We start from the raw sequence: 19,130 nt of genomic DNA on the forward strand, positions 1-19,130 counted from the left end.
ATTACCATCCTTTTTTCGTATAGTACATAATATCTTCAAGCGTTGGTTTTTCCATAATGACAGAATCCCCAAATATGTTCGCCACACGATTTTTATCCGCAGTTAATGCCTCAAAGCCTGTGTTCGATTTTCGGATGGCAACAAACTCTCGTTCCGTTTCCTGATCCAATAAATTCAATGTCCCTTTGACAATGGCATATTCTTCTTCAATCTTGTAAAATTCCTTCGTGAATATATGCTCACCATTATGAACAAAGGTAATATAATCTGCAATTCGATCTAGATCTGTTGTTATATGTGTCGAGAAGAAAATCGTTTTATCTTCATCTTGCATTAATTCATGTAAAATATTTAGTAACTCTCTACGAAATATCGGATCAAGACCGGCAGTAGGTTCATCCATAATTATTAATTCTGCATGATGAGCTAAAGCTATGGCTAACGAAGCTTTCATCTTCATCCCCTTCGAAAAGGTCTTCATATTTTTATTCAATGGTAGTTCGAACTGATTAACATAACGTTGAAAGGCTTCATCATCCCAGTTTTTATAGGCCGGTTTAATAATCCTTTTCATATCCTTTAACGTTACGTTTTCATAAAAGACATTTTCATCATAGACAAAGCCAATACGTTCCTTTATTTCTTTTTCATGTTTTTTATAATTCATCCCAAACACTGAAACAGTACCACTATCTTGCCTTAGTAAATTCATAATCAGCTTGATTGTTGTAGATTTCCCTGCACCATTTCCCCCGATAAATCCAGTTACAAAGCCCTTTTTTACGTTGATAGAGAAATCCTTTATCTGAAATCCCTTAAAAGATTTATGAACATGCTGTAATTCAATGACATTTTCCATCTTTCATCCTCCGTATGCAATAATGTAAGCATTTCCTTGAGCTCTTTCAGGAAAATACTCCGCTTCCGAAATATTGTGTATATACTTTATATACAATATATACACAATAAACATATTTTGCAAGTGGAAATTAAATTTAATGTTTTTTATAAAAAAAGGGTCATAAGTTTTGTCAGGAATTAAAGGGCAAGTATTTATTGAGTAAAGGAAAAGTCTACCGTCAATTTGAATGACAGTAGACTTTTGAAATTGTACATAATTTGAATAGTGTAAGATTAAAGATCTTCTATATATTTTTCTGATTCATCAGCTATTCGCTTAAATTCAATATCATGAATATAGTGTGAGCAATCTAATTTTATGAATGTGCCGTCATTATGCTTACTAATGAAATCTCTTTGAAATTCATTCCACTCCTCTTCATTCCAGCCTGTCCCTTGACCATTTGAAAGGAACAACAGCATAGGAACATTTGGTATTCCAGCCGCTCCTACCTTTTCAGCATTTGCCTGAATAGACTTAATTTCATTCAACATATTTTTAGTTACCGTTCTACGATAAAAAATCACTTTATACAATTCTTTTTCCTCATCGGTTAAAGTCCCATATTTTATGGCATCACTTTCAGAAATGCCCGGAATCCACCTAGTTATACCAATATTCGCAGCAAAGGCACTTACATGAACTAGAGGCATATTTAGATCATAATCTTTATATGTAGCAGGAACAGCCATATCCAACCCTATAATTGCTTTTACTTCATTCGGGTAGACTTGTGCCCAATACAATGCTTCAATACCAGACATAGAATGGGGAAATAAAATATATGGTCCTTCAACACCTGATTTTAATAGAGCTTCTCTTGTTTCTTGTAAAATTGTATCAATATCACGGTCAGAATCTGAGATGTCACTAAAGCCATAGCCTGCCTTTTCAACGACAACGATTTTATAGTTATCGCTTAACAGAGAAAATAATGATTTAAAATCTAAAACAGGTGAACTTGTGCCTCCTCCAGACATAAATACAAGCGTTTCTTCTCCATTCCCTTCTGTATACACATGCATTTGATGACCATTCACTTCTACCATTTTCCCTGGTGGCGTAAATAATTGATCTTCCTTTGATAATTGGTTGTGATGAATAATATAACTTGTCGTAATGATTAACAAAAGTATCGCTATAATAATTGAAAAAAGTATCAAGATTCGTTTAAACACCGTCTTTCAACTACCCCTCACAAGGTTTTTACTATCCACCAAAAACAAATTAACAAACTCCCCCAACAACATTTGTATAGCTTTTAGAGTTCCAACATGTAATCGATAAACCGCATCTTTTGACCATTCATTTCGAACTCATCACCACTTGTACACACTTGTTTAAAACCGTTTTTTTCAAGAACCTTTTGAGAGGCAATATTATTTGTCGTTGTTTTTGCTTTAATCTTTTTTACACTGACCTCTGTTTCTAAAAGTAGCTTTAAGGCTTTCGCCCCTATTCCTTTTCCACCATATTCTTTACCTACTCTATAGCCGACTTCTGCTGTATTGTTCGCTGTATCTATATCTACTAAATTAATTCTTCCAACAATATTGCCTGCGTTATCCCTTATTAAGTAAAATTTCGATTTCTCTTCTTCTTGTTCAGCTAAAAGCTTTCTATGCTTTATGTTAAACGTTTCAAACTTATAATAATCTTCCCCACGACTTGGTACCATTTGTTCAAAAAATAGTCTATTATTCTTTTCAAACTCTAATAATTCTTCCGCGTCACATTCTTGTAAGCTATTAATTGATATTTCCAACCTAATCCATCCCCTCGTTCTTTAAAATACGTCACAAAACCAATATTTGAAAACTTAAAGTATATTGACACTAAGAAAAATCACCCCTCTAAGTCCTTCAATCGATCTATATCTACTGTCTTGATTGTTTAGGGAAAATATAAAAATAACAAACGAAACCAATGATCATTGCGGGTAGTAAAGCAATCCCTATATTTTGTACAAATGCACTTGCGAACACTTTAAAAACCTCAATAACGTCCTTAGATACAATGTTTTGATACTGTTCTGCATTTGCCAAACCTCTGATTATTAAGGTTACAATAAAAATAATGATATAACTAATTAAGCTATATTTAATACTTTTTAGTTTGAAATTTAAAGTATTTTTCTCCATTTCATCACCCTTTTCTTACCTTAATTTATGGTAATTATCACATATTGGAATTTATATTAACAGGAATTTTTGAAATAGAGGAAAATAGAAACTATATAAAAGTGCGACAAAAATCACTAAATAGGTTTTTGTCGCACTTATAAATCATATTAACAATCCGTTTCATAAATACTTTCTACAAATATCACAAAGCATATTCACCATAGTATCCCTATCATTCTCGATTGCCAGGATTATTATGATCCATTTGAAATTACTATAAAACTTATATATTCTTCTCCAAAAACTCTGTATGCAACAAACTATAGATCAACATATCTTTACATTCTCCTGTCACACTATGACATTCAAACTGTCTTAAGCAGCCTTCTTCTTTAAAGTTGAATTTCGACAATAACTTCTTTGAAGCTCTGTTTTCTTCTGTAACGATTGCCTGTATTCTTACTAAGCCTAACTGATTAAATCCTATTGATAATACTTCTTTAATAGCTTCCGACATAATACCACGGTGCCAATATTCTTCAGATAATTCATAACCAATTTCAGCTCGTTTGCCTGCAAATTCGCTCAGAAAAATAGTACCAATAATTTCATCCGTTTCTTTGTTAGCAATAGCAAAACGAATAATCCAACCTTCATCATAGCCTTTGTTCCAAAAGTTAATTACTTCATAACTTCTTTCTAAAGTCTCTGGCCCATTCCAATCAAGATAACGATAAACATTTTCATTTGAATAATAATTGAATAACGCAGGAGCATCCTCCAACTTCAACTTTCTTAATGTAATGCGTTCAGTTTGTACTGTTGGAAAAGAGGTTCCTAATAATTTCGTAAAGTTCATTTTTTCACTCCTATTTTTTGAATGAATAAACTAATGATGAAAGTTCAAAAGAAGCTGATTAGATTATAGCTGACCTGCATTACCTAAAAAAACCTCATACATATTTCATAAAAGAAAATAAGCCAATGTGGTCAAAAACCACACTAGCTTATTCGATTCTTCTTCTTTTCTCTTTTAGTACAATTCTTTGAATACTCTTTGAAGACAAATAATATTTTTCACCTAAAGTAGCGGTGTCCGCTCCTGATAGATAATCGTTATAAATATTGAAATTTCTTACATCCAATTCTTTTCTCGTAGCAGTATTGGATCCCCAATCCTTCTTATGTTCTGCTCTCCGCGGTATATAAATATATTCACCATCGACATATTCTTGTATTAACTCTAACAACTCTGCTGGTAGAATATGCTTTGCTTTTTTATAGCTCATATTTGCACTCCTAAATGTTAATATTTTTTAGGAAGAGCAAAGGCTATTTTTTTATCTTATATTGCAATAGCCTTTGCTATGCAAAAAAAGTATACCTTCTCATCAAACAATCCCCCCTTGTATTTTTGTGATTTCAATCCATAATATACCATAAAAGGCTCATCACCAAAACGTGTGGTTGATTTCCGTTCCGGCTGGGCGCTTTCCTGGGGGCGTCCGATGAGCCGCTTCACTCGCGTTGCTCACTCCAGGGTCTCGGGCCAACATGATGTTGGTCACGAAGGCGTTATCACAGGATGTGATGGTTTTAGCCTTCGTTCCTCTATTGCTAATCCCCAAGGAGTCGCCAGCCTCCACTCCAATCAACTTATATACATAGAATACGTTTTAACTAATGTCATCCCATAACTTTCGGTGATGACCCATATTGTCAAAAAAAACAAATTGGTTTTATAGATTCCTATATGCTCTACTATTCTTTACTTATTAATTTTAATTTTTCATAGCCCTTTATATTTAAGCTTATTTGTTTTTCTTTATTCCAAATACTATAAGGGTAAACTAAGTTAACAACGGTTTTCCCATCTTTCATTTCGATATTGGCTCCTCGTGCATAAAAGGACTCTCCCTTTTCATTTGTTAATGCCCATTCAAAAAATTGATTTTCATCCTCATAAATATTTGCATCGACCATTAGAGATACATGCATAGAGCCATTCGTAAGGGTTGCTGATTGAAGTTCAATACCTTCAACAGCTTTTTCCGCTTCAAATGATTGTGTTACAACCTTCGTTGGTGTTAATGTAAATGGCCATTCTCCATTAATAGTGACAATCCCTTTCTTTTCTGTATAGAAATGAATTGTTTCAATTACTAATTGAGCGTTATCTAGAGAAGGCCATGCCCGGTCATTCGACTGTAATATTTGTTCTAAAATTATAGATTGGTCGGTTCCTTTCAGCATTTGCTCCTCAATATTACCCGTAAAACCTTTTGAAGCAAGGGGCTTTGCATCTGAAACAAGGGCATCAATTTCTTTTCCTTTAGAATCGTATATACGATATTCAATTTCCATATGCTGAATATCTCTTAAATCCATGTTCCTTGGTAAAATCTCAAACTGTAGCCCTACACGGTAGGCATCAGCAAATGTATTTTCAAGTGTAACCGTAATATCTTGTGAATTTTGCGATACCCCAACATATTGTACTTCTCCATTTTGACTAGCAAGTTCAATCCCAGCATTCTCCTGGAAACCTAGGAATGCTTTTAGTTTAGCCATTGCTGTATCATTAGACAAAATCACACCTGAAGCGAGCACTGCACATGCAGCCGCAGCTGAAATAGGCTTCAGCCAACGTTTTTTTGTCTTTTTCTTTGTTTTAGAGCGAATCTCTGTATAGGAACGCTCAAAAGCTTTTTGCACAATTTCCGGTAGTTCTTGTTTTCTATTCATTTCCTCATGTAAACGATCATCTAATGATTTTTTCATAGCAACTGTGCCCCCTCAACATAATAATTATTTTTCAGATATTGCTTCGCTCTAGAAATCCTCGACTTAATCGTCCCTTCTGATTCATGAAGAAATACACTAATTTCTTTTGTCGTGAGTCCGTTCACATAATAAAGTGTTAAAGCAATGCGATAGTTCTCATCAAGACTCTCTAATGCTTCATCGAGCTCAAGTGAAATTTGATCTTGGTGTCGGAGTTCATGCATTGTCGTTACATCTAGTGGTACAGTACGCTGATCCTGCTTTATAAAGCGATAGCAGTTATTTAAAAGAATTCGACAAATCCATGTATTAAAATATTTTGCTTCTTTTAGAGAATCTATTTTTTCATAAGCTGTCAAAATCGTATCTTGTAGAAGATCTGCAATATCCTCATCTTTCAAACCAAGTCGTTTGGCTGTCCGATAAAGTATCATTTCGTATTGACAGATTAATTGTATAAACGCTTCTCCATCGCCCTTCTTTGCTTTTTTTACAAGAAACTCGGATTGCATGTCATCACCTCTTTTTTCTCTTTCATATCGTTAGAGCATTTTGATGGATCGTTAGTTGCACTGATTTATTATTTATAGTACTAAAAAGCAACCGACGAAATAAAAGTCGGTTGCTACTTAAATTGTAAATGGCAGGATATTTAAAACAACTGGTGCTGTTTTCTTTCCCCAATTAGGTATTTCAACTCTTTTCAAACCTCTATAAAAAAACCGAAAAACAAAGGACTTTTATACCTCAATTCGACACACATTAAGTAATAAGTCTGTCAATTTATTATTGACATTCATGTTTTATTGCATAATACTATACTTAAAATTCGAGTTTTTATAGGCATAAAGTTCCAATAAAACTCAAAGGAGGGAACTATTTGAAAAGCAAAAGTATTAAGCGACGATTATTGTTTTTTACATTAAGTTTGTTGTTATTGTCCTCTGTACTCAATTCCGCATTAAGTGTATGGATTGTCGGCAAAAATAGTAAAGAGGTTCTAATTGAGAAAGCTAATGAACAGGTCTATGAAATCGCCAAGCAAGCAGAAACTATATTAAACTCTGAGAGTGATCCCATCTCATCTTTACAAGATTTTGTAGAATTAAAAGCAAAACAAGAGAATGTAACGTATGCTATTGTCATTGATACGAATGTAAAAGCTGTGGCACATAGTGATACGGGGAAATTGGGTAAATCGTATAAGGATACATATACAATCGACGGTGCTAAACACGGAAAGAAACAATTTACAAGATGGTATGCTGAAGTTCAAGGTATATGGACATATGACATCATGGAGCCTATCTATAAAGATGGAGAGCTTTATGGAGTGATTGATATTGGGGTGCCTGAAAGCGGCATTCAATCTATTACAAACTCTGTATTAATATACCAGATTATTACTGGCATAGTGAGTTTTATTATTATAGGTGCTTTAATGTGGTGGATTATTGGTCGCATTGTTGCTGCCATTAAAAATCTAGAAAATATTATTCATCAAACTACAAGCTTAGATTTTACCGCAAATCCAAAGTTAGAGAAGCTATTACACCATCAAGATGAAATCGGTTTGATGGCAAAAGGCATCTCTGGTATGCAATCGGCATTAAAGAATGTTACCGTCAACATTCATAATACTAGCACCGAGTTATCAGATTCCTCAAAGATTCTTATTCAAGTAGCAGAAGATACGGTACGTACAACAGACGAGATTAGCTCAGCTATTAATGAAATAGCAAAAGCTACAGAAGAGCAGGCTCATGATACAGAACAAAGTGCAGAACAATTAAATCAACTTTCTGGAAATATTGATCGTGTTATTGAGCGCACTGAGAAGATTGCTTCCATGACAGATGATATTGATCAGTTAAGTAATGAAGGTGTAGAAACGATCAACCAACTGTCTATTTGGTCAGAAAAGAACCGTGATTCTTCTCAACAAGTAAGTAACATCGTTCAAGAAGTAAATAAAACTTCATCTGATATATCAAGTATTGTCAATACAATTACAGAGATCGCAACGCAAACTAATCTATTGGCTCTAAATGCTTCCATTGAGTCAGCTCGAGTAGGTGAAGCAGGTAAAGGTTTCGCGGTTGTTGCAGATGAAATTCGAAAATTATCGGAACAGACATCTATAGCCACGGAAGATATTAAACATAAAATCTCTGCCATTCAGGCTATTTCTAAAAGTGCTGTGCAGGAAATTAGTACAAGCCTTAGCATCGTCGAACAAAATGTAAAAGCTACAAATGATACTAGCGAAATCTTCCATACAATAAAGGTAGCACTAGATCAAACAAGTGAAGTGGCACAAGAGGTAAAACATTTATCTCATGAGATGAATGAGCGCAAGGAGCAAATCGTTAGTGCAGTTCAAAACATATCCGCTTCTGCAGTAGAAACCTCAGCCGGAGCAGAACAAGTTTCGGCATCCGCAAATGAACAGCTTAAAGGCATTGAAACTGTTTCTGAAAAAGCGAAGGATCTAACCGTTATGGTCGATGCTTTAAGAGATGAAATGAAAAAATTCACTATTTAACTGAACAAAAAAAGCTGATTCAATTATGAATCAGCTTTTTTAGTATATATCTTTAGATCAATTTACTGTCTTTAAGTAAATCATAGATGATCGTGTCTTTCGTTTTATGAATACCAAATTTACCTATTTGTTTTAAGATAAATGGAGCATCAACATCCGTTAATTTTTTACCATCCAGTAAGCGAGCTGTTGAAGATAACAATGTACGAATATCATAAGTCGATGCAAATACTTCTGGAACGCCTCGATCGATATCTAATAATTGATAAACAGCTTCCATCGCTGTTCTTACTGAATATTCAGTTGTGAATACAGTATCTCTTTCTGTTTCACTAAAGTTCCCAATGAAGGCTAAGTTAGTAGATCCATTAGGTACAACTAAAGGACGATCTCCCTTCGCTCTAGGCATGAAGTAAGAAGTTATATATGGCATATAACATGGAATTGTATTACAAGAATTTTGCGCCAAATCCGGTATTTCGTCTACAGGCACACCCATATGGTACAACCACTCTTGCGCGATCTCACTACCAGAGCATTCAGTAATACTTTTCTTAATAAAATCACCTGGTTTATTAGATAGTAAACCATAAATCCAAACGACTAATTGGTCTTTTGGTTGATCTTTAAAATGCGGTTGTCGGTTTAATGTATAGCTTAGCATCCAATTAGAATCTGTAGCCGTTACAATACCACCAGTAACTACCTTACCTGCATATGGATCTCTTTTACTGATTTTTTCAATATATGGAGCAACTCGATCATCCAATGTAGTTAGTGTTGCTGAAACAAACCAACTTTCTTCTGGCAGATCATCGCAGAACTTCTCTGGTCTACCAAACTCAGCGTCTTGAGAAGCGATGTTTTTCCAAAGTGACCAGCTACCGCCTAAATCAGTGCTTACAGGGGCAGGCGTATTATTGTCACCATAAGTTGTACTCTCCGTAATACTACCATTTGTCACAAACACTAATTCATTTTCTGTTAGCTCAATATTCTTTTTCACACCATCTTGTTTTAACACTAAAGTGTGAGCTACTTTTTTGTCGCCAACTTTATCAACTAAAACATTCTCTACAACTGTATTAAATTGGAAATCAACATTATGGCTTTCCAAATATTTAATCATAGGAAGTACTAACGATTCGTACTGGTTATATTTTGTAAATTTCAATGCAGATAAATCAGGTAAGCCCCCAACATGATGAATGAAACGCATAATATAGCGACGCATTTCCATTGCTGAATGCCATTTTTCAAAAGCAAACATCGTAGACCAATATAGCCAGAAATTCGATTCAAAGAACTCTTCAGAGAAAACATCTGTAATTTTCACATCGTCTAATTTCTCTTCAGGCGTAAAGAAAAGTTTAATCATTTCTTCAGACGCTTTATCAGATAATGTAAACTTGCCATCATCCTCAAGTCTTTGTCCTCTATTTTCAATCAATCTACATTTTGAATAGTTAGGATCCTCTTTATTTAACCAATAAAATTCATCTAAAACAGAAGCGTTTTCTATTTCTAATGATGGGATTGAACGGAACAGGTCCCATAAGCACTCAAAATGATCTTCCATTTCACGACCACCACGAATAATGAAACCTCTAGTAGGATTTAAAATACCATCAAGACTTCCCCCTGAGATATCTAGCTCTTCAAGAATATGAATATTTTCACCTTTCATTTGACCATCACGAATTAAAAAACATGCGGCTGACAGTGAAGCTAGCCCCGAACCAACAAGGTACGCTGATTTCTCATCAACACCCACAGGTTTTTTAGGACGTGCGAAAGCCTCATAATTACCATTACTGTAATACATAATACCGCCTCCATAAACTATTATCGTGATATAGCATACCATTAATTTGCATAGCAATGGTAAAATGAGAGAGAAATTAACAAAAAATTCAATTTTAGTGTTGGAATGTTGAAAAGCATATCCTTCTAATTTGACATGACATCTTATTGTATTTTTATACCAAAATCTTTTATGGCAAGGAACTTACACTACATGAAAAGTAGATTCTTCTTATAGCAATTACACTTGAAGGCACTTGGATTAATTGCATAATTCTCCTTCTATCATAGTAACCATGTGGCTATTCTAAACGGTTTAACGTATAAAATTTTGGAGACATCCTTGCATAATTATTATATTGGAAAACTAAAAGGAAAAGAAAAAGGACATTTATTTTATAAATCGTACAAATCGTTTCTTCCCAATTTGCAAAACTTCTTCATTCATTACTATTCTATCAGTATCCTCTACTGTAAGTTTTTCACCATTTAAAGAAACGCCATTTTGTTTCATTAATCGTATAAATTCACTTTTACTTCGAATATAATCATTGGCAATTAATGCTGGAATAATATCTAGTACAGATTCTTTTCCTATTTCGATTAACATGGAGGGGATGTTATCCGGGATTTTTTTCTTTTGAAATGCTATTTCAAAATATTGCTCCGCTTCCTTCATAGATTCTTCCCCATGATATAAAGTAGTAATAATTTCTGCTAACTCTAGTTTGATATCTCGCGGATTTTCGCCTTTTAATAATCGTTTTTCTATTTCTTTTATCACTTTAGGATGCTCATCTGTTGCAAGTTCAAAGTATTTAATAATTAATGCATCAGGTACTTCCATTACTTTTTTGAACATTACTTCTGGTGCTTCATTTACGCCAATATAATTCCCTAAACTTTTACTCATTTTTTCAACACCATCTAAACCTTCTAATAACGGCATAAAAATGGCAATTTGTTTCTCCAGCCCTAAATGCTTTTGTAATGTACGTCCCATTAAAATATTAAACGTTTGGTCAGTACCGCCTAATTCAATATCAGCAAAAATTTCAACTGAATCATATGCTTGCATTAATGGATAGAAAAATTCATGAATGCCAATTGGTACTTGACTGTTATAGCGTTTTTGGAAATCATCACGTTCTAAAATACGCGCTACAGAAGTCGTCGCAGCTAATTTGATCACTTCCTCAAATGTTAAAGTTGATAACCACTCACTATTAAAACGTACAGTGGTCTTTTCCTTATCTAAAATTTTAAAAATTTGCTCACAATATGTTTTAGCATTTTCTTTTACAATTTCATCAGTTAGTGCAACGCGCCCCTTGGCTTTTCCTGTCGGGTCTCCTATACGACCAGTAAAATCACCAATAATAATGACAACTTGATGACCTAAGTCTTGCATTTGTTTAATTTTCCGTAGCACAACAGCATGCCCTAAATGAATGTCTGGCGCAGAAGGATCTAAACCAAGCTTAATCGTTAAAGGCTTTTGTTCCTTAAAAGAATGGTCTAATTTTGCTAATAACTCTTCTTCATTAACAATCTTTTCTACACCCTTTTGAATAATTTGTAATTGTTCCTCTGGTTTTAAAAACATACAATACAACTCCTTACTATTGAATTGATATTGCAAGTTCTATAAGAGCAAAAAACGCCCTTTAGGAATCAACCTAAAGGACGTGTATGAACGTGTTACCACCTTAATTTAAGAGTTATTCACATAACCCTTCTCAATAGGTACGGCTAAATAGCGATACCTTTGCATTGATCACGGATGCAACCCCGTCGTAGCCTACTAAAGTTCGGTACGCAGCTCCAAGATGTATTCATTTTAACTTTCCTTGCGCCTCTCATCGACCGGCTACTTTCTGTAAGTTCCATTAAAATTACTCGTTCTCTTCAACGCTTTTACTCTTATACTCCAAATCGTTATCAACAATTTTTCGTTATGCAAATCTTGTTAAATATTATAGTCCCTTTATTTGAATTGTCAATAAATTATTTTTCAACCATTATAACGTGGGGTTGATTTCCGCTCCGGCTGGGCTGCCGCTTCGTTTACACTCCGCTTTCTTGCAATATCTCATTAAAATTATAAATGGGCTAAGTGAATAATCAAAAATACTATAGGAGGAATCATTAATGATGGCAGAAGATTTAACGTATTAAATTTCTTGATCCCTAAAATACTTAAACCTGAAGCTAATATTAATATACCCCCTACAATAGTCACTTCATTTAGAAGATCATTACTTAAAGAATTCTCCATTAATATCGCAATTAAATAAATAGAACCTTGCCATACAAATAATACTATCCCTGCAACAGCTATCCCAATACCAAAGGTGGAAGCTAAAACAATCGAAGTAATTCCATCCAACATACCGTTTGCAAGCAAATATGTATAGTCTCCCTTTAACGCAGCCTCAACAGGACCCAAAATTGATAAAGTTCCAATACAAAATAATAAGATAGCAGTCGATAACCCTTCAGCTAAATTACCCTTAGAGTACTTATTTACTAATGCATTAAATCTTGTTTCTAACTTTAGTTTTTGACCTAGTAAACCTCCTATAGCTAAACTTACAATAAAAAGCACTGGATATTTGCTTGAAGGTAAATGTTGTACTAGTGCATTTATTCCTAATCCCATAGCTACTAGCCCCATAGCCTGCATTAAAATATTATGATATTCATCTTTTATCCCCTTTTTAAAGATGCTTCCCACAATACTCCCGACTATTATCATCATTGTATTAAATATTGTTCCAATCATAATCATTTCTCCTATTAGATAATACTTTTAACCCAAAATATAAACCCTCCTGCAAGGGGAGGGTCAACATTTTATTGGTATTTGTATTTCTGTTAGGTAATCTTCTTTACTTCCTGAAATATAGTCATTAATTATCGTTCTTTCAATAGAATCCCCGATAACTTGGAACCCTTTATCTTGAATACAATTTAGTAAGGATTTATAACTTCCGAGGGAATTGTTATGATTTCCGTTATAATAAATACAGGCATACTTACCTTCTGGAAGAGTTGTCACTAAAGGACTTTGAATATCATCTTCCTCGACTAAAATAAATATCGAGTTATATTCATTGAACTTGTTATTTAATATATTATCTATACTTACCGTAAGACCCACTCCTCCAATAAATATAGAAGAATTCATATTAGATAAATTTTTCAATTGTTGCAGAGAAACTTCCAGCTGAGGTTCTGAACTGATTTTTTCCATCAACCTTACAATTTTCCTCGCTTTAAATGTTTCTATAGATACAACTCCTAATTCTTTTATTTCTCGTGCTTCATTAATATCCTTAATTCGATTTTGAAATCTACGGTTTACTTGTTCTAATTCCATAATTTTAATTTCAGTTAATTCTTTTTGTTTCTTTAACAAATCCAAAAAACCATTAATATCTCTATGTTCCAGGTGACCTTTGATTTCTTTTAAAGAAAAACCTAACTCCTTTAAATAAAGAATTGTGTTTAGTTGTTCAAATTGTTCGGTTGAATAGTATCTATATCCGTTCTTTACGTCAATTTGAATAGGCTTTAATATTCCAATTTCATCATAATGTCTTAAAGTCTTTATAGTTGTATTATGAAGCTTAGCCATTTCCCCTATTGAAAATCGATTCTCCATTTAAATCTTCCTTTAATCATAAGTTATGTTAATTTTATCTTATCACAATTCAGTTCAGTGACCGTTATTAGCAGAACAAAAAAGCAGCTCTGCCTCTGGAACAACACATCTTCAAACAAAATAAAAATAAGCTATAAAGAAAAATTTCTTCATAGCTTATTTATATATTTTTTTTATTGTTCACTAATTTGTGTGGATGGTTTTAATAAAAGCCAAACAATTACTAAAGTTGCTAGTGCTAATATAAAAGTACCCATATAAATAAAATGTACACTTGAAGCTAATGCTTCTTGTGACTCAGTTACTACGTTTGCTGTCGTTTCTCCATGTCCACTAGAAGATACAAGATCAAGGTTTTTAATACCACGTGCATGAATCATCGTGTTAAACATCGCGCCGAAAACTGCCGCTCCTAATGTTTGGCTAAACGTATTGATAAATGTGTTTAAGCCAATTGCCGTCCCGCGCGTATGATTTGGAACTGCCGCTTGAATTGTTACCATGTAGATCGGTGTAATAAGCCCCATTCCTAAGCCGAATAATCCAACTGCAACATAAATAAGGAATGCTGGTGAATCTGTTGACAATGTAAATAGTGAAAAAGCAGCTACTGAAAGAACGCTAGCTCCCAATAGAATGATTTGTTTCGTATTTAATTTACCCACTAATTTACCAGAAAAAATAGTACCAAATGTCCACATTACAGGTAGTGGCATTAAAATGAGTCCGGCGTCTGTCGCATTTTTCCCTAATACACCCTGGCTCCAAATCGGAAGATACATTGTAATACTAATAAGCATTGCACCAGAAATAAGTGTTAGTATGTTTATAGTAGATAATGTACGGTTAGAGAACAGTGCTAGTGGAATTAATGGCTCCGGAGACTTTCTCTCAATGAATAAGAAAATAATGAATGAAATAGCTGCAAAGATTAAGAGGCCAACAATCGTCATGTCCCCCCAGTTTTGCTTACTACTACCTGTTAATAAAGCGTATAGAAGAGCGATTGTACTCAATGAAAATACTGTTGCACCAAGATAATCAATATGATGCTTAGCAGGTTTAATAGATTCTTTATAATAAATTGTAATCATTAAGCACGCGATAATTCCAAATGGAACATTTAAGAAGAAGATGTAGCGCCAAGAAAGGGAATCCACTAAAAATCCACCAACTAATGGTCCGATCACACCCGAGATACCCCAAACAGCACTAATCCACCCTTGTGCTTTTGCCCGGTCTTTCACTTCGCTATATAAATCACCAATGATTGTCATTGTTATTGGCATAATGGCACCTGCACCTAAACCTTGAAGAGCACGAAAGACGATGAGCTGTTCCATCGACGTAACGACGCCACAAAGTGCAGAGCCGACTAAAAATATAGTAGCCCCGATCAGTAAAACTTTTTTCCGGCCAAATAAATCAGCCAGTTTCCCGTAAATTGGCGTCGAAACAGCTGTGGCAAGCATATAAATTGCATATACCCAACTAACAAGTTCGACGCCTGACAAATCATTCGTTATACGGGGAATGGCTGTACTAATAATTGTTCCTTCTACAGCAGAAAGAAATGTCATTAACATTAATGATAAAATAACTTTTTTTCTCATATTTACCCTCTCATCACCAAAGCGTGTGGTTGATATCCGTTCCTACTGGGCACTTTAAGACTTCCACTTCGCTTTCGCTACAAAGCCAAGCTTCTAGGGAGCGTCCAGTCTGCACGCCAATCAACTTATTATATAGTATATTTTTCAACACATGTCTTCCATAACTTTTGGAGATGTGCTCTTTACTTCTTAAACAGTTAAAATTATTCAATATGTAACTACGTATTTTTCATTAATTATCCACGAATAACTGTATATCTTCTAAAGCTTCACAATGAAATCTCAAACATAATTTCTCCCTCTTAAATGTACTTCAACTAATCAACCATAGCTAGTACAAAAAGCAATCGTTCTAATTGAACAATCGCCACAAGAAAAAGTTATATTGTTCTTCATTAACCTTCTTGATAAATGGCTCATTATCAATATTCCACAAGACAAGCACTAATTTTAACACAAATATCCAGTAAAAAACCACCTCAAAATCGCTAATAAGGTGGTTTTTATCAATTCTATATAGTTCTGAAGATGTGAAGAGAAAATAAAGTAATTCACACTTCTCCTTTTTTACGTGCTGCCATTTCATCTTTCATTTCTTCTTTTAAACCTTCAATTGACTGTTGACGTCGCTTATTTTTTTCTTTAATCATTTCACTTTGCATAGGGTCTGCAAATTCCAAACTAATTTCCGCTTCATGAAGTTTTTCTTCCGTGTTCTTAACGATATCACGAATTCGTTCAACATTATTGGATCTATCATCTGGTTTCGATTGTCTTGAATTAGCCATGGTAACCTCCTAAAATTTCGACATTAACATTAGGTTGTATTTTTTTTATGTTTATATGTACACTAATTTTTACCAAAAAGTTCTTTTACTCTTTTAGGCACGATAAGCACTGGAGAAAGGCTAACAGTGTTCTTACTATGTGAGTAGACTCTAGAAGCAACCAGCCATGGAAGCGAATACCTAAACATCTTGAAAATTATAAGATAATTTTCATGAACCTTTATCATACTCAAACAAAAAGAAGCGAGTTCGGAATTACTATCTTCCAAATTCGCTTTATTCTTTATCACATCAAACCATATATTTTTATTTATAAATCGATAAGTAAACCAAGTAACCACAAATTCCTGCTCCGCAGTCAATGATAAAATATATACGCTCTTAAAGTGAAAATATTAATTTCAGGGCTCTTCGTGTCCGACTCTAGGGAGATTCAATACTTTGGTATGTATTTGTAAAAATAGCTTCTTTAAGGGTTGAAAGCTCATACCGTTAACGAGAAAAAATCATATTCTGCATTATACGACTAAAAGGAGGGAGACCTCTCTATTAGATCGATAAATTCAAAGACTTTGAAAATCGAGAAAGGATGAAGACAGTGTCGCAAGCAAATATTCCTAATATAACCCCTAACATTACTATTACTAGAGATGACGCCTTGAACCTCTTATTAGCTTCTATAGCAATTGAAGAATTAGGGCTAGGACACATTATTAATGCCGAAGCGGAGAAAATCCAGTACGCTGTTGGTACGCTGCCAGGACTTTCGGTTCCGGCGACCCTCAATGAATTGCTGCAGGTTAATTCAAGTGTTCAAACTACCATGCAAGGATTAATTAAGAAAGAACTGCTCCTTCAATCTAAACTGGAAAACATCTTGTCTGCTTCTTCTGCAGCAGGCCAAACTGGTGCGACTGGGGCTACAGGGTCAACGGGAGCTACAGGGCCATCTGGTGCGACTGGGGCTACAGGGCTAACGGGAGCCACAGGACCATCTGGTGCGACTGGGGCTACAGGGCTAACGGGAGCCACAGGGCCATCTGCTGCGACTGGGGCTACAGGGCTAACGGGAGCCACAGGACCATCTGGTGCGACTGGGGCTACAGGGCCAACGGGAGCCACAGGAGCTACAGGAGCTACAGGCAGTACGGTTACAGCCAACAACATCAAGGTAGGAAGCTTCATTCAGCAAGTAATTACACCAGGGTCACCTTATGTGTTTGATTCAACAATAAATAGCAATGGAATCGGTATTACACATACACCTGGATCACCAAATATCAATCTAAGTCCGAACAGCGTCTATTGGATCGATAGCTATTTGGAAGGGTTTGAGACGCCAACTGGCGGTATCGGATTCGCGCTTCGCCTGAACGGGGTTCCTCTTTTTGGGAGTCATGTTGGTAACGGAGGCGCTGTTGGGGTCGATGCACAACTCTCCGGTGCATACATTCTGAATACTGGACCCGGTGTTAACGTTCTTCAGATGTTCAATGATGATAACACAAATACTACGACTGCTAGTAACGGTACGCTTGGCGCTTCATTGACAATTATGCAGATCGGTTAACGTATCAGTCTATGAAGACAATATCGCAAACGAAAATTATATCGACCCATAGGGAAAAATACCTCACAACCCACATTTTACGTTAACTTAAAAGACCCCGTTTTGAAAAAAGATTGATCAAAACAGGGTCTTTATTTGCGAAACATTGCACAACTTTTGTAAAAAAGATTGATCATTTTCTCTGGATCAATCTTAAACTAAACTTTTATTATACAATGTAGAGATAACTTAGATTTCACAATTTAAATCATTCTTTTGATTGATTTAATTGCATCGAAATGCATTCCTTCATGATATAGACAAAAGCTAATTAATTCCTTCACCTTTGATAGGAAAAGACCTGTAGAAGTAGTATAAGGGATTATCTCATCCTCTAAACGGCCTTCTAAATTATGCTCAATTCTGTCTAATTGATTTCTTAGCAACTGAATTAATTCATGGATAGTTGGCAACTCTTGATTTTCCCATTCAGTAGGCTTAGTACCCGAACCAAACAATTCCATAAAATAATTTGGTAATTGAGTTTCCTCTTCTGTAATTTGGAAACCGAACTTTTCTTGTATCACATAGATATGACCTAAATTCCATTTAATATTGTTATTAAAACCTTTTGGTATTAATAGTGATTCTTCGTCTTTCATTCCTAAAACTTGACTTAGTGTACTTTCTCGAACAAATCTCAATTGCTTGAAAATATAGTGGTCCACTTAAATTCCTCCCATATAGATAATTAATCTATATCCAAAATGTTGGATAATTTCTGTTCCTACGCATGTTATTGATTAACAATGCAAAAAACACAATAATGATGGAGCCAATTAACACAGGGGAAATTAAATAATTCCAACTATGTACTCCAAACATAACAACAAGTGGATCTGCTCCTGCTGGCGGATGTGTAGTTTTCGTTAATATCATCATTGCAATCGCTAAACCAACTGAAAAAGCAATCGCCCACGGTTCATTACCAAATAGATGATATACAAATAGACCAATGAATGTTGAAACAAAATGACCACCAATTACATTTCTAGGTTGTGATAGTGGTGCGTTCCAAACACCAAATACTAACACACAACTTGCGCCGAACGGAGCCATTAACCATTCAGTAGAAGTCATATTAGTTAAATAAATTAAAGTAACGATTGTTAGAAATCCGCCAGTTAATCCCGTAAAGGAGTCTTTTACATTAACTTGCAATGGACTTCTTCCTTTTCCCTTCATCTTCGATAGGTACCGATCACTGATTAATTTCTTGTCTCCACGATTGATGGCCGTTTCACTACTCATTTTTATCGCCCCCATATTTACAATTTATTCTACATTAACAAAACTA

Annotated in this window: 18 protein-coding genes and 1 other annotated feature; of the genes, 2 read left to right on the forward strand and 16 right to left on the reverse strand. The window is 34.8% G+C overall.

Features of this window, described 5'->3' with window-relative positions:
- Position 1: 1 nt before the first annotated feature.
- The 8 genes from MOK21_RS15595 to MOK21_RS15630 all read right to left on the reverse strand — a co-directional run bounded on the left by MOK21_RS15595 (position 2) and on the right by MOK21_RS15630 (position 6,320).
- The gene (locus MOK21_RS15595; RefSeq protein WP_249074914.1) at positions 2–859 is read right to left on the reverse strand and encodes an ABC transporter ATP-binding protein; all 858 of its coding nucleotides are present in this window, start codon (positions 857–859) and stop codon (positions 2–4) included.
- A 275-nt stretch (positions 860–1,134) separates the two neighbouring features.
- On the reverse strand, positions 1,135–2,079 hold the full coding sequence (locus MOK21_RS15600; protein ID WP_249074915.1) for an alpha/beta hydrolase: 945 nt from the start codon (positions 2,077–2,079) through the stop codon (positions 1,135–1,137).
- An 83-nt stretch (positions 2,080–2,162) separates the two neighbouring features.
- Complete coding sequence (locus MOK21_RS15605; protein WP_249074916.1) at positions 2,163–2,666, reverse strand: GNAT family N-acetyltransferase; 504 nt, start codon at positions 2,664–2,666, stop codon at positions 2,163–2,165.
- Positions 2,667–2,778: 112 nt separating this feature from the next.
- A complete protein-coding gene (locus MOK21_RS15610) occupies positions 2,779–3,042 on the reverse strand; it encodes a hypothetical protein (protein ID WP_249074917.1) in 264 nt (87 codons plus the stop codon).
- Positions 3,043–3,307: 265 nt separating this feature from the next.
- The gene (locus tag MOK21_RS15615; RefSeq protein ID WP_249074918.1) at positions 3,308–3,883 is read right to left on the reverse strand and encodes a GNAT family N-acetyltransferase; all 576 of its coding nucleotides are present in this window, start codon (positions 3,881–3,883) and stop codon (positions 3,308–3,310) included.
- Positions 3,884–4,031: 148 nt separating this feature from the next.
- Positions 4,032–4,313, reverse strand: coding sequence for a CD3324 family protein (locus MOK21_RS15620; protein WP_249074919.1), 282 nt, complete (start codon positions 4,311–4,313; stop codon positions 4,032–4,034).
- 472 nt (positions 4,314–4,785) lie between these two features.
- Positions 4,786–5,805 (reverse strand): DUF4179 domain-containing protein, encoded by a 1,020-nt coding sequence (locus MOK21_RS15625; protein WP_249074920.1) that lies wholly within the window; start codon positions 5,803–5,805, stop codon positions 4,786–4,788.
- Complete coding sequence (locus MOK21_RS15630) at positions 5,802–6,320, reverse strand: RNA polymerase sigma factor (protein WP_249074921.1); 519 nt, start codon at positions 6,318–6,320, stop codon at positions 5,802–5,804. The genes MOK21_RS15625 and MOK21_RS15630 overlap by 4 nt, the downstream gene beginning before the upstream one ends.
- A 368-nt stretch (positions 6,321–6,688) precedes the next feature.
- Here MOK21_RS15630 and MOK21_RS15635 point away from each other — a divergent pair, with 368 nt between their 5' ends.
- The gene (locus MOK21_RS15635; RefSeq protein WP_249074922.1) at positions 6,689–8,353 is read left to right on the forward strand and encodes a methyl-accepting chemotaxis protein; all 1,665 of its coding nucleotides are present in this window, start codon (positions 6,689–6,691) and stop codon (positions 8,351–8,353) included.
- A gap of 52 nt (positions 8,354–8,405) precedes the next feature.
- Here MOK21_RS15635 and MOK21_RS15640 read toward each other — a convergent pair whose 3' ends face one another.
- From MOK21_RS15640 to tlp, 6 genes are all read right to left on the reverse strand, one after another.
- On the reverse strand, positions 8,406–10,178 hold the full coding sequence (locus MOK21_RS15640) for an oleate hydratase (protein ID WP_249074923.1): 1,773 nt from the start codon (positions 10,176–10,178) through the stop codon (positions 8,406–8,408).
- A gap of 369 nt (positions 10,179–10,547) precedes the next feature.
- Entirely contained in the window at positions 10,548–11,762 is a 1,215-nt protein-coding gene (tyrS, locus tag MOK21_RS15645; RefSeq protein WP_249074924.1) for a tyrosine--tRNA ligase, read from the reverse strand.
- Between the two features lie 73 nt (positions 11,763–11,835).
- Positions 11,836–12,077 (reverse strand) — a binding site (T-box leader).
- 180 nt (positions 12,078–12,257) lie between these two features.
- On the reverse strand, positions 12,258–12,941 hold the full coding sequence (locus MOK21_RS15650) for a DUF554 domain-containing protein (protein ID WP_249074925.1): 684 nt from the start codon (positions 12,939–12,941) through the stop codon (positions 12,258–12,260).
- 63 nt (positions 12,942–13,004) lie between these two features.
- On the reverse strand, positions 13,005–13,823 hold the full coding sequence (locus tag MOK21_RS15655; RefSeq protein WP_249074926.1) for a MerR family transcriptional regulator: 819 nt from the start codon (positions 13,821–13,823) through the stop codon (positions 13,005–13,007).
- 173 nt (positions 13,824–13,996) lie between these two features.
- Positions 13,997–15,436, reverse strand: coding sequence for an MDR family MFS transporter (locus MOK21_RS15660; RefSeq protein ID WP_249074927.1), 1,440 nt, complete (start codon positions 15,434–15,436; stop codon positions 13,997–13,999).
- 551 nt (positions 15,437–15,987) lie between these two features.
- Positions 15,988–16,224 carry a small acid-soluble spore protein Tlp gene (tlp, locus tag MOK21_RS15665; RefSeq protein ID WP_249074928.1) on the reverse strand — a complete coding sequence of 79 codons (237 nt, stop codon included), beginning with the start codon at positions 16,222–16,224 and terminating at the stop codon, positions 15,988–15,990.
- A 589-nt stretch (positions 16,225–16,813) separates the two neighbouring features.
- Here tlp and MOK21_RS15670 point away from each other — a divergent pair.
- Positions 16,814–17,794: a collagen-like triple helix repeat-containing protein gene (locus MOK21_RS15670; RefSeq protein WP_283164722.1), complete on the forward strand. Its 981-nt coding sequence runs from the start codon at positions 16,814–16,816 to the stop codon at positions 17,792–17,794.
- Between the two features lie 242 nt (positions 17,795–18,036).
- Here MOK21_RS15670 and MOK21_RS15675 read toward each other — a convergent pair whose 3' ends face one another.
- Entirely contained in the window at positions 18,037–18,501 is a 465-nt protein-coding gene (locus MOK21_RS15675) for a DinB family protein (RefSeq protein WP_249074930.1), read from the reverse strand.
- A gap of 28 nt (positions 18,502–18,529) precedes the next feature.
- Positions 18,530–19,084 (reverse strand): HPP family protein, encoded by a 555-nt coding sequence (locus tag MOK21_RS15680; RefSeq protein ID WP_249074931.1) that lies wholly within the window; start codon positions 19,082–19,084, stop codon positions 18,530–18,532.
- Positions 19,085–19,130: the final 46 nt, after the last annotated feature.

The organism is Lysinibacillus sp. BPa_S21 (assembly GCF_023337795.1).
In the GTDB taxonomy this organism is placed as follows: Bacteria; Bacillota; Bacilli; order Bacillales_A; family Planococcaceae; genus Lysinibacillus.

Coding starts and splice junctions, on each gene's coding strand:
- MOK21_RS15655 (WP_249074926.1), bottom strand. CDS start 13,823: ATGGAGAATCGATTTTCAATAGGGGAAATGGCTAAGCTTCATAATACA.
- MOK21_RS15620 (WP_249074919.1), bottom strand. CDS start 4,313: ATGAGCTATAAAAAAGCAAAGCATATTCTACCAGCAGAGTTGTTAGAG.
- MOK21_RS15615 (WP_249074918.1), bottom strand. CDS start 3,883: ATGAACTTTACGAAATTATTAGGAACCTCTTTTCCAACAGTACAAACT.
- tlp (WP_249074928.1), bottom strand. CDS start 16,224: ATGGCTAATTCAAGACAATCGAAACCAGATGATAGATCCAATAATGTT.
- MOK21_RS15660 (WP_249074927.1), bottom strand. CDS start 15,436: ATGAGAAAAAAAGTTATTTTATCATTAATGTTAATGACATTTCTTTCT.
- MOK21_RS15630 (WP_249074921.1), bottom strand. CDS start 6,320: ATGCAATCCGAGTTTCTTGTAAAAAAAGCAAAGAAGGGCGATGGAGAA.
- MOK21_RS15650 (WP_249074925.1), bottom strand. CDS start 12,941: ATGATTGGAACAATATTTAATACAATGATGATAATAGTCGGGAGTATT.
- MOK21_RS15610 (WP_249074917.1), bottom strand. CDS start 3,042: ATGGAGAAAAATACTTTAAATTTCAAACTAAAAAGTATTAAATATAGC.
- MOK21_RS15680 (WP_249074931.1), bottom strand. CDS start 19,084: ATGAGTAGTGAAACGGCCATCAATCGTGGAGACAAGAAATTAATCAGT.
- MOK21_RS15640 (WP_249074923.1), bottom strand. CDS start 10,178: ATGTATTACAGTAATGGTAATTATGAGGCTTTCGCACGTCCTAAAAAA.
- tyrS (WP_249074924.1), bottom strand. CDS start 11,762: ATGTTTTTAAAACCAGAGGAACAATTACAAATTATTCAAAAGGGTGTA.
- MOK21_RS15595 (WP_249074914.1), bottom strand. CDS start 859: ATGGAAAATGTCATTGAATTACAGCATGTTCATAAATCTTTTAAGGGA.
- MOK21_RS15670 (WP_283164722.1), top strand. CDS start 16,814: ATGAAGACAGTGTCGCAAGCAAATATTCCTAATATAACCCCTAACATT.
- MOK21_RS15625 (WP_249074920.1), bottom strand. CDS start 5,805: ATGAAAAAATCATTAGATGATCGTTTACATGAGGAAATGAATAGAAAA.